13 protein-coding genes and 1 pseudogene are annotated in these 10,600 nt (G+C 39.3%); 6 read left to right on the top strand and 8 right to left on the bottom strand.

Annotated features, from left to right (window positions below; genetic code table 11):
* Positions 1–132: 132 nt before the first annotated feature.
* The 3 genes from ACKTT2_RS01910 to ACKTT2_RS01900 form a co-directional block, all read right to left on the bottom strand.
* Positions 133–606: a PIN domain-containing protein gene (locus ACKTT2_RS01910; RefSeq protein WP_407883404.1), complete on the bottom strand. Its 474-nt coding sequence runs from the start codon at positions 604–606 to the stop codon at positions 133–135.
* On the bottom strand, positions 596–820 hold the full coding sequence (locus ACKTT2_RS01905; protein WP_407883402.1) for an antitoxin family protein: 225 nt from the start codon (positions 818–820) through the stop codon (positions 596–598). The genes ACKTT2_RS01910 and ACKTT2_RS01905 overlap by 11 nt, the downstream gene beginning before the upstream one ends.
* 122 nt (positions 821–942) lie before the next feature.
* Positions 943–1,932 (bottom strand): tyrosine-type recombinase/integrase, encoded by a 990-nt coding sequence (locus tag ACKTT2_RS01900; protein ID WP_407883400.1) that lies wholly within the window; start codon positions 1,930–1,932, stop codon positions 943–945.
* Positions 1,933–2,702: 770 nt separating this feature from the next.
* Between ACKTT2_RS01900 and ACKTT2_RS01895 the strand changes: the two genes are divergently transcribed.
* The gene (locus ACKTT2_RS01895) at positions 2,703–2,960 is read left to right on the top strand and encodes a hypothetical protein (protein ID WP_407883398.1); all 258 of its coding nucleotides are present in this window, start codon (positions 2,703–2,705) and stop codon (positions 2,958–2,960) included.
* Positions 2,961–3,478: 518 nt separating this feature from the next.
* Here the strand turns inward: ACKTT2_RS01895 and ACKTT2_RS01890 are convergent.
* Positions 3,479–3,622, bottom strand: coding sequence for a hypothetical protein (locus ACKTT2_RS01890; protein ID WP_407883396.1), 144 nt, complete (start codon positions 3,620–3,622; stop codon positions 3,479–3,481).
* A 153-nt stretch (positions 3,623–3,775) separates the two neighbouring features.
* Between ACKTT2_RS01890 and ACKTT2_RS01885 the strand changes: the two genes are divergently transcribed.
* The 4 genes and pseudogenes from ACKTT2_RS01885 (at position 3,776) to ACKTT2_RS01870 (ending at position 5,603) form a co-directional block, all read left to right on the top strand.
* Positions 3,776–3,964 (top strand): hypothetical protein, encoded by a 189-nt coding sequence (locus ACKTT2_RS01885; RefSeq protein WP_407883394.1) that lies wholly within the window; start codon positions 3,776–3,778, stop codon positions 3,962–3,964.
* Positions 3,928–4,080: pseudogene (locus ACKTT2_RS01880) on the top strand (hypothetical protein); the annotation flags it as partial. The gene ACKTT2_RS01885 and the pseudogene ACKTT2_RS01880, both read left to right, overlap by 37 nt.
* Positions 4,081–4,227: 147 nt before the next feature.
* Positions 4,228–4,983 carry a hypothetical protein gene (locus ACKTT2_RS01875; protein ID WP_407883392.1) on the top strand — a complete coding sequence of 252 codons (756 nt, stop codon included), beginning with the start codon at positions 4,228–4,230 and terminating at the stop codon, positions 4,981–4,983.
* Between the two features lie 8 nt (positions 4,984–4,991).
* Positions 4,992–5,603: a hypothetical protein gene (locus tag ACKTT2_RS01870; protein WP_407883390.1), complete on the top strand. Its 612-nt coding sequence runs from the start codon at positions 4,992–4,994 to the stop codon at positions 5,601–5,603.
* A gap of 112 nt (positions 5,604–5,715) precedes the next feature.
* On the opposite strand, the gene ACKTT2_RS01865 is transcribed toward ACKTT2_RS01870, so the two are convergent.
* The 4 genes from ACKTT2_RS01865 to ACKTT2_RS01850 all read right to left on the bottom strand — a co-directional run bounded on the left by ACKTT2_RS01865 (position 5,716) and on the right by ACKTT2_RS01850 (position 10,062).
* Positions 5,716–6,138 (bottom strand): type II toxin-antitoxin system VapC family toxin, encoded by a 423-nt coding sequence (locus ACKTT2_RS01865; RefSeq protein WP_407883388.1) that lies wholly within the window; start codon positions 6,136–6,138, stop codon positions 5,716–5,718.
* Positions 6,135–8,063, bottom strand: a complete 1,929-nt coding sequence (locus ACKTT2_RS01860; protein WP_407883386.1) for a DUF7380 domain-containing protein — start codon at positions 8,061–8,063, stop codon at positions 6,135–6,137. The genes ACKTT2_RS01865 and ACKTT2_RS01860 overlap by 4 nt, the downstream gene beginning before the upstream one ends.
* Positions 8,064–8,221: 158 nt before the next feature.
* Positions 8,222–8,620, bottom strand: coding sequence for a hypothetical protein (locus ACKTT2_RS01855; protein ID WP_407883384.1), 399 nt, complete (start codon positions 8,618–8,620; stop codon positions 8,222–8,224).
* A gap of 77 nt (positions 8,621–8,697) precedes the next feature.
* Positions 8,698–10,062, bottom strand: a complete 1,365-nt coding sequence (locus tag ACKTT2_RS01850; protein ID WP_407883383.1) for an RNaseH domain-containing protein — start codon at positions 10,060–10,062, stop codon at positions 8,698–8,700.
* Positions 10,063–10,401: 339 nt separating this feature from the next.
* Between ACKTT2_RS01850 and ACKTT2_RS01845 the strand changes: the two genes are divergently transcribed.
* The coding region (locus ACKTT2_RS01845; protein ID WP_407883381.1) for a hypothetical protein at positions 10,402–10,600 on the top strand (199 nt) is incomplete at its 3' end.

The following is a 10,600-nucleotide window of genomic DNA, read 5'->3' as shown; positions in this document are numbered from 1 at the left end:
GTGCAGCGAATTGGTAAACGTTCCTGATAGGCTTTAATAGCTAAGATATAATCATGGTTGGCTAGTTCAGTTTTGACTTCTTGTAATTTCTCAAAAATTGAACAGAGTACAGTAATTTCTCCACTCAGTTTATCAATTGGTGGAGTCGCTCTTTTTGGTAGGGGGGAAATTCACTCTAAATGGATTGACAATCTGTAAGGTATTTTCAACTATTAAACCATCTTGCATATCTTCCGAGTAAAGAATACTTGCATCCCCTAAAACGGCACTCGCAACGATGAGGCTATCCCAAAATGAAAGTAAGTATTGAGCGCGTAATTTTACAGCAAACTGAAGCGTTTCGAGAGAGACTGGTAAGATTTCACAACCTTGCTCTAATTCTTCCAGTAATATCTGAATTTGGGCGTTATTAAACCCGGCTTTACGGATTAAATTGGCACAAACCTCATTAACCACCTGTGTACTGATTAAAATATTTTGGGAATTTGTGATAGTTGTAGCGATTTGTTGTTTGGAGATAGCATCAGTGTCACGAGGGTTGATAATAAAGCGATACAACCAAATATTAGAGTCAATAAAGCTCTGTTGAGATTCATCAACGTTCATTGGCTTCAACTCTTGTCAAAGGCTGAAAATCTTCAATTTTGATTGGATTGTCTGTTAATTGAGCAATAAGTCCTTTTTTTGGAAAGCGTTTTGTTTTGGGGCTTGAATGAGATTCTACAATAAGTTTGACGGATTCACCCTCAGCGAGTTGGAGATTTCCGATAGGGCGTAAAACGCCATTTTCAAACACGGCTTCACAGTTTTGTTGCTGCATACGAAATCCTGTTAATTATCCCTCTCCAATTTTAACTTCTGTTTTGTACTTAGACATGAAATGTTCTGTGTCATGTCACTTAATTTATCAGATTTTGGTGGCTTTTTTGACCGAATTTGATATTAAGATTTCCGCTTTTTCCCAACACGGGCTGCTAATTTATTAGTTAACTCCAGTTGGTACTGATTTTTGTTGTCCTCGTAAACCAGGATTGTTCTAGGGTCAGCATGACGGCTGAGGTGCTGCACCTTCCGGTAATCACCTTCTGCTAAGTCAAGAGCATCGGTAATACCTGAATGCCGGATTCTATGCGGACTCATGCGCTTTTTGATGCCAGCAAGATCGCAAGTCTTTCGCACGATCGCGTAGATTCCATCTCCTGTCAGCTGATGACCATAGTTATGGAAGTCCAGTGCAATAAATAACGGCTCGCTGGGTTTGAGATTAGTGCGACAACCCAACCAATCAGAGATCGCCTCTGCAACAAAAGGGTTTAAATCAATCCTCGTTTCATCATTCCCCTTGCCCTTACCATAAACAATTAATGTGTTTTCGTGGTAATCGAAATCCCTCACTGTTAACTTAGCCACCTCTCCCCTACGTAGGACGTTTGCCCAAAGCAGCAGAAATAAGGCATAATCCCGCTTCCCTTTAGCACAAGTGGTATCAATCACATCAAATACTTTGTTGTATTCATCTACTCCCACGCCTCTGGTGTCGCGGTATTTTGTCACTTTCAAAGATTCGATGCGATCGCTATCAAACTGATATTGACACCGCTTGAGGTTACGCCCCACTTTTATTAGATATTTGATAGCAGCCAAATAACGATTAATAGTTGCTGCTTTCCTACCCTCAGACACCAGATGATTTTTAAACTTGAGGATTAACCCGTTAGCCGTCTGTTCATCTAACCCCCAGAACTCCTCAATATCTCTTGGCGTTGGTTTCCTTTGTAAGAAATACTCAAAAAATATCTTGATATTGCCAGCATACCCCCGCTGGGTAGTTTGAGCTTTCTGCTGCAACTCCGCCAAAAAATCGTTATTGGTTTGCAGTTGACTGGCAACAGAGGTAATAGAATTTTCAGTAAAAGTACTTATAATATCCATCTACAGTCGTTTATGACAATGCATCTTTTCATTAACGTCTTACATTATCGCACCACATAACCCCGAATAAACGACTACATACATGAAAATCGCTTATACAACTAACACATCAGCACCGATACCGCCGATTCTTGAATTAGCTTGGATTGAGAGTTTTGAGTTCTCCGTGAGGATTGTAGTTATTTGCACGCCAAAGCCATTGACACTAGTCTGAGAATCCAGTCAGTGTAGTAATTAATGTGACGAACATTCAATCCAAGTGTACTTAATTGTTCACCTTGCTGTTTTACGAAAGTAATACAGCTATGTCTGGTTCCATGTCTGTGCCTCCTTAATCTGTACCTATCATCATGGCGATCGCGACTGTCAGGTCAAGCAAGAGCAATCCTTGATTTCCCCCTCTTTTCTCCTCTTTATACATTCCGATGTGTCACCCAGACAAAATATCGTCTGGGTGACATTAAGATTTGATTTTTAGGTGGTGTGTAAGATTGTCAAATACTTATGCCATTCGGGTTTCAGTTTTCTAGGGGACTTCAATCCTAAATTTTTATTTCGTTAGTATAAAACTCTTTCGTCACTAGAAAAATGCGTTGAAAAAAGACTTATTTTGCTTAATCGAGTTCCCATTTTTAAAAAAATTTATGTCTTGGGTTTGAAATATCGAGTTAATAATATCATCTTTGGATAAAAAAATTATCGTTTATATAGTAGAAGGTTAAAACTTCAGATAACACTAGGTAAAAAATACTAAGTGGAGGGAATTAAAGATGAGTGATTCTAAGTGGAAAAAAAAAGATTTTGAAACTATTGACCCAGAAACAGGTGAAAAAACTGGCGCAAATATCAAAGTTACTAAAGATGGGGTTGTTACCGATTTTCTGCATGGAAGAGAACAGGATAGAACGGGTGGAAAACACGGTCACGTTTGGAATTTAGACAAAGAACCGGAAGAAATTGGGGGTAGAGAACCTAAAGATTCAAATGGTAAATCTATTTATGAAGATGATAACGAGAAAGATTCGTAAAGCCTAACTACCCCAAATGGAGCCTCAATTTGGGGTGAAAGCAATAAGAAACGCAAAAAATGGTAATGATGCGTTTCTTATTATCAGAATTCCAATTTCATGAAAAGAGTAAAAACATGGCTAACATTAAAATTACGGTTGACTTGCGAGAGATTGGTATCCTGAAGGCGAGAATTTGGCATATATGTATGCCATAGCCTAACACCTTGAATGGTACAGTTTGGTACTCCGGATAAATGAGAAAATATTCTATTAGGATTCGGTGATGGTACAGTTTGGTGCGCTGTACCAAGTCTATGTCCTCTCGTACCAAAAGCACGCTTCACCGCACCAGCTAAAATTATGCCCTAATTGAGACTTGGCAAAAAAAATTATTTGAAACTTCCCATATTATCGCTTAAGAAAATAAAAAAAATTACAGACACGCTTGGTACGAAGCGCATCAAAAAAGTGCCTCTAATGCGATCCAAGGCATCGCTTTATGGAAGGCGGAACAGGAAAAATCAGCTTGATGATTGTCAACAAGCGCCCTTCTTCGCAACAATTGCCGGAATGAGTTGCAATAAGTGCTCCCCCTGTACCAAACTTCGTACCAAATCCGTACCAAAGGTGATGAGCCTGGGATTTTGTTTTGGAGTGCGATCGCGGCGATGGCACCACACCCGATGACTCCTGACCGCATACCCAACAGTAAAGCTTTTATGTGTGTTTACTCTGCCAAATTTTCAAAATTTTGGTGAAGTAAACAAGCACACTCCTGTAAATGAGCACTTGGAGAATGAAGTATAACTATGTACTTCTGCTTGGGGTCATCTATGGGTAAGTGGCGCTTTAAGTTCGATAACTGGGTGAAATCTTTACCAGAAAAGAAGCGAGTTTTGTCTACCGGGCGAACGTTACTGATAAACGCTGCTGAGGTGCCAACCTTGAAAATGCTAATCTCTCTGGTGCCAAACTTGGAGGTGCCAACCCCAAAAGTGCCAACCTCTCTGGTGCTGATTTAGAAGAGGCAATTTTAAATGAGGAAACAATCTTACCTGATAGTTCAAAATATCAATCGCTAGACCAGTTAACTAAGTTTACTAATTTGTCTGAAAAGGCTGACTGTGCATCGCATTAATCCGCGACTATCCACAGGTTCTTAATTTTTCCTGCCTACTAGGCGGGAATAAGTATGACACAGGGTAGAGTCAAGGGAAGGCTTTCCCGTAGGTCTTTCGCTCATAATTAAGATAAACGCAAATTGTTTAGAGAAGGAATCCTAATAATGAAATTATTAAGAAATATTTGGACTGACATAAGTCAAGGAGAAAATATAGACCTTTACTTAACTATCTTAGCAGCCATAGCATTAGTAACGATGAATATATTAGGCGACAAAGCTCAGTCTAAAATTGCTCCATTTACTGTAGCTGTGTTAGCATTACTTACTATTGCAACAATAGGTAATAGACACAGGCTTGACAAAATTATAAAAAATCTTAATGACCCTAAAGATGATTATTTTCTAACGGATTTTTCTCTTGATACCCAAAAGGAAATTAATAATCATATTATCAACTGTAAAAATTTACTCGTTTTAGGTGTTACTTTAGGGAAAACTCAGCAATTACTTTTTCCTTTATTTGAGAAAAGACTCCAGAAAGGAGAAAACCTTAGAATAGTTTTAATCGCTCCAAAAAGTTCAGCTTGCGAAATTTCAGCAAATGCAAAGTATGCCCCGATTAACGTAGATTCTTTGAAGTTACAAATACAGTATACTTTAGACAGTTTGATGAAAATGCAAATCAATAAAAAAGGAATGTTAGAAATACGTTTGATAAATTTTCCTTTGGCACATGGAGGAATTTTAGTTGATTCAGATACCCCTATAGGAACATTTTATCTATGGTATTACGGTTATAAAACACGTCAAGCAAATAGACCCAAATTTATTGTACGTCCAGTTGATGGCTATTGGTATGAATATTTCCAAGAAGAAGCGAATGCTATCTGGGACAGCGCAACTCCTTATATTCCGTAAAACGAACAATGATAATAGAATTAAGTGGAACTCCTAGCGCAGGTAAAAACTCAATTATAAAAAGGATTTGCCTGAATGACAAAGACCCCGTAAATTGCCTGATTATTACACAAGATGATGATGAGTTTACTATGAAAAATAGTAATTTTGATTTAAGAATTCTCTGGGGAATTTTTGATACTTATTTAAAAACAAGAAAGGCTATAAATACTCATGATCCATTGCAAGAAAGAATGTTAATTTTTAATAGGGGCTTATTTGATATGATAGCATGGACTAGATTACTTCGTTCTAACAATGAATGTTATGCAGAAGTAGCAAATTATATAGAGAAATGGTTAATCACCCATCTTTTTTTGTTTCAAACAGATATGATTTTTTTGTTTTTAACATCTTATGAAAAGATATTAACTAGGAGAGAAAAATATAAATTTGATTCAAATGGGACTCCTTGGGTCATTAACCCAAATACTATTGGAAAGTTGAATGAGATTTACCTGGAGCTTTTTCTGGAATTCCGAAGAGATTTTTCAATTATTGTTATAGATGATGTAAACGAAAATTTAAGTCTAGAACAAAAGTTTACTATTGTGAGATCTCATTTAATAAAATTTTTGTAATCCATATATTCCTCCCTATTCTTTCTCCCAATCCTGGCAGAGTTCACCTTCAACACCCTCAGGATGAACGGCACAAACAGGCATAGGAGCAAATAAAGTAAACACCTGTCTCTTAAACCGTCCAATTCAGAAGTGCTAAATCAGGAACTTTGCTGAAGTCTTTCTGATTGCGTGTGACAAGGATCATCTGATTAGCTATGGCAATGGCAGCGATTCTCAGGTCTTGTGTACCTATCCGAATTTTTTGTTGGAGCAGATTTTGGTAGCAGTTATATGCTGCATCATCAAAATCCAGTAAATTCACACTGCAAAAGTAAAGCAGAGTTCTTCGGAGGTTGTTATAAGCAACTGCTAACTGCTCGGGCTTTGTAGCCGCTCTGCTAATACCCGCTAGTCTTCCTCTCAATTGCTCTTCAAGTGTGACAGTTGTAACAAATATGTTTGAACTACCAACATCTCTAGCACGTTGTGCAATTCTTTCGTTATTATGCTGGAAGAGAGTAACATGATCGGTATCCAGGATATATCGACTCACGCTGACTGGTGCTCCTCTGAAGTGATTTCATCAGCAGCAACTTCAGCATCTAGTTCACGTCGATAAGCAGCCATATCCTCTACAAACTCATCAAAGAGCGGGTCGTCTTTAAACATACCAGCAAATTTAACCCACGGATCGGACTGTTCAACCCTCTGCTGATATATTAAGATTGGCAAACAACAGAGTCTTAATGTAAGCCACCACAGGTAAGACATGAGAGAACCATTGAATTCACCGTCATTGATTAAACCATGAGCCATCCGATTTCTCAGGTTGCTGCCAGAATGCTCAACCAATAAGCATTTCAGGTCAAATAGTGTATTCTCATCGAAAATTTCGGTTATTTCTGGACGGTAAAGAGTAGAATTCAAATTGTGTTCATTTTGAACACCGCTATCGTCAAGTCCAGAAGTTATTGCACCCCTTTGCCACAATAGATAACGAATTGAATTCTCAATTTGGGGAATGAGAATATGAGTGGATGTAAAAAAATCTCCGGTTAGTCCTGCGTAAAGTCCCTTTGCAAACAGATATTCTCGCTCTTGTGGGACAAAAGGGCTGTTTGACACAATTGAAAGTAAATCATTAAGCTGTACAGAATGTTCCAGATTAATTTGATATCTAGCAGGCTCAATAAAAGCTTGTGCATGGAATGTTTGATAAAAAACTGCATTCCTATTCATCTCGAAACGAGTCGCTGCTTCTGCCTCATCGGGATTACTAGAAAGGACTGAGCGTGGTTGGCGGGCTGTAACCTTACCCGTATCATTCATCATGACAACAGGGAAAAGATGGGATGCAATGAACTCGCGAGCATATTGATGCACCTGTTTTCGTAGGTCCGAAACGTTAGTTGGAGCGCCCAATAAAGCTAGAGCAAAGATAGCGTCCTGGAAGCTTTTTCCTTTAACGTGTGCCCTGGCTTGCTCAACCATTTCACTAGTGTTAGCCTCATGAGAACTCAAAACTAACTCCTTTCGGGACTCCTCTTGGTACTGTAGGAGGAGTTTGTGAACCTCTTCAGATCTCGCTTTTGCATCCGCCGTTTCCTCTGTAGTACCAAGTATGTTTCTAAATGCCACAACAGCTTGCTGCATAAAGCGTGATGCAACTAGGTAGCTCGGTGGTGTTCCCTTGAGAGCATCAAAAGCTTCCTTAACGTAAGTCTCAGCAGCTAGCATTGAAGCAGCACGTTCCTTATCGTTGTCTCCCTCAATGCGATGCCATACTGCCTTAATGTCCCAGAGAGTTCGTGCCCTACGCCAATCACGCGCCGATTCTGCTAGGGTTGCAGCTTTTTCAGCGAGGGCAGCATATTTCATTGGATCGCCGAGTCGGTATTCTTGCAAAAGCTCCATCAACTTGGCTGATAGCCACAGGGGATCTTCTCCGTTATAGCGTGCAAGAACTGTCTCAATATAGTTAACAACTGTATCCGCTTGATGGTTAATTTTACGTGCTAGCCGAAGTGCCCGCTCAATCCTCTCGAAACAACAAGTCCACTTTTCTGGATCTTCTACCTCTGCCGCTGATTGTAAATAAGCAGTAACTGCTAGCTGACCCATTCGATAATCACGCCGTCTAACCCAGAGAATATCTGCAACTCGTGCCTGAAGTTCGGGGTCTGATATAACAGATGCAATCCCAGCAAGAAAATCTAGATGCTCGTTCGTGAGGTCACCGAAAACATTAGCAAAGAACTCATCCGTTGACTCTGGTTTGATTGCAGCACTAGTTACGGCGGCTAAAATCTCAAAAACAGCTTGTTCTCTAATATTTCCCGCTTCTCTTGCCTCTTGAGCCTTTTTCCAAAAAGCGCTGCTTTTGGTAAGACAGTCCTTCCTCTCACTGCTGTTCACTACATGCTGCCAGCGAGAGTTGATGAAATCATCTTTGGTAAGAGGGGGATTCAGTGATGGCATAGTCTAAACCTGCTTTCCTATATGCCTACTATGCCAAATTTGAGCAAATCAAGCTATTGTTAGCCGCTTCTAAAAGTTTGGACAAAGTTACCCACAAGTAACTCTCAGCATACTATAAATGTAGTATGAGTTTGTCCACTTTTTCAACACTGCTTTCGTTAATCTTGGCGATGTTTAGCGATGAAGAACAGTATGCCATCTGTCTCATTGTTACCAAATTTACAAGCTTTGATCTCGCTGCCCCACCAACCGTTTAGCCCGATGTCAAACCAAAGCCCTGCTTTGACATTACTGTTTTCTGACATGTCATCAAGTTCGGTGAACTCGCATTTAGAGATAAGTTGCAAAATCTCTGGCTCAGTCACTTCAAGCCAGTTATCTCCTAAAACTTGATACCTCTCCATCCCTTGGGTGATATGAAGCCACGCCCATACAGGGGTCATTTTACGGATGTGTTGGCATCGTTGGTTAGCAGTTAGCTGAGAAGACGCTCGTTTTAACAAATCTTCAGCAGCTTGAGAAAGTTCTGAGTTTGACTTGTCGAAATTATCAGTCATGACTTACCTCGATAGAGTATTTGTAGCGACAACTAGATATAGTAAACTTTCATTTGATTAATTAAGATGTTTCATGACTATGGCTCGCGAATAGCTTGAATTGGTCGATAGGCATCAAGTCCAGCAGCAAGGTGGAGCGGAGCCGGAAAAATTGTAGCGTCAAGGTATTGAATTAATCCATAGAGCCGCAGGCATTGAACGTAGTTCGCCCAGTCGCTAAAACAGTCTCCAAACTGTAGGGTAAGGTTGAGAAATACACCACGGGGGTTGTACCCTTGGGCACGAGGTTTTGGTTTTTTTAGTTCTCCTTTATTGTCACCTCTAGCTTTAGGTAAATAAACTAATTTGCTCTCATTTAAAATACCTCCACTACGGGTTTCGGGACGCTGGTTACTCAAGTAATAGTTTCCACACTCAGAATCAAGAGATGAAGGGTAAAATACCCCCGCCGTATGCCCTTTCAGTTCGCCATCTTCATCACAACCGCGATAAAGAGGCACTTCATGTTCATTGTTAGGTGCAATGATACTGGCTACCCGAATGTGTGGATAATTTGATGTGGGTATAAAACAAATAGGTTTATCTTTATCGGGACTAAAAGCAAGACAATGCTTTTGCCAAAACTGTTTCTGAAGAAAGACTAAACCGCGTTTACGAAGATTAGTTGTATCAAAGCAGAAAAGAGTTGGTTGTTGACATTCTTGGAATAGATTATTAAATACCCAAGACTGAATTTTGATTGGATTTAGGTCAATGGGAGTAATTTCTTTCAAGCCTGATGCCATTTTGACTTGAAATGTGTGAAAGTCAAGCCAATTATCACAACCAAAAGCTTTAGCAGTAATACCTGTTTTGTCCATCTGCACTGCAACAGGAAGATATTTAGTGCTGTCACCTATATAGTAAGGAATTAGATAAACGCCTATGCTGGCGACATCGGAGGGAAAATTTTCTGCCTCTATAGTAGGAATTGTATAGGCACCTGCCATAGATAGCAAACTTTTAAGCGATGATTCCATACGATATGCTAAATTACTTTTGAGAGGAATTTTTTCAAATTTTTCCTCTTGTTTATTCGCTTCTATTGTTTCTTCTCTTTCATTAATTGCGTTGTTGAGTTCTTCTTCAGTTAAAGCATCTTGACGGTCATCTTCTGAATCATCTTTAGTCACAAAATGGTCGGTGACGCTACCAAGCATTGCTAATGCAGGGCGAAAACATGGTTTTGGGTCTTGATCTGCATCCTTCCAAAACTTATCTTTAGGTAATATTTCAATTAAAGTTATTGTTTTTTTATTGGATGATGCGTAATTATTCTTCAATGTGTTTATGATTTTTTTGATTCTCTCTTTACATTCTGAATTCCAATTTTTTCCGATTAATTCTGCTCCATTGGCTCCCAGTTCATATACAACAACATCGTTGATTGTCCTTTGAATCATAATTTGGAAAAAATTTTGAACCATAAATCGAGAAAGAGTTAACGCAATTTCGGGCTTTTTCACCAATCACAACATAAAACTTTGAATCAAATCATGAGATAGAGTTAAAATTCTGAAGCATAATTAAAGAACGAGTTGAAAAAATACAAAGAGACAAAACTTGGACAAAAAATTTCTGAAATAATTGCTCTAACTTAAACTTTTAATTCAAAATATGGTTCAAAATTCCAAGATATGGTTCACTTAAGACCATGACTCCGTAGTTTTTTCTGGCGTCCTGAAAGCCTAAAACTACCTCCTGACAAAGAGAAACACTCTTTCTGTGAATGAAAAACTCTCATGACAGACGACGAATTTGATTATTGGTGTAAGCAACAGCAACTAACGGCGCAAACACTCTTACTAATCGCCGCAATTCGTGCTGCCCCACCTTCTCGCAGAGTACAAGGACGCGCCAAAAACGTCAGTGGAGTTTATCCTAGCCGTAAAATGGGCCAAACCATCCAATTTGAGAGCCACACAGTAGAACTGTGGGCGA

This window comes from Scytonema hankhaensis NUACC26 (assembly GCF_045865695.1).
In the GTDB taxonomy this organism is placed as follows: domain Bacteria; phylum Cyanobacteriota; class Cyanobacteriia; order Cyanobacteriales; family Nostocaceae; genus Scytonema.
The sequence above is the reverse complement of the archived record's forward strand: the minus strand, read 5'-3'. Positions and strand labels throughout refer to the sequence as shown.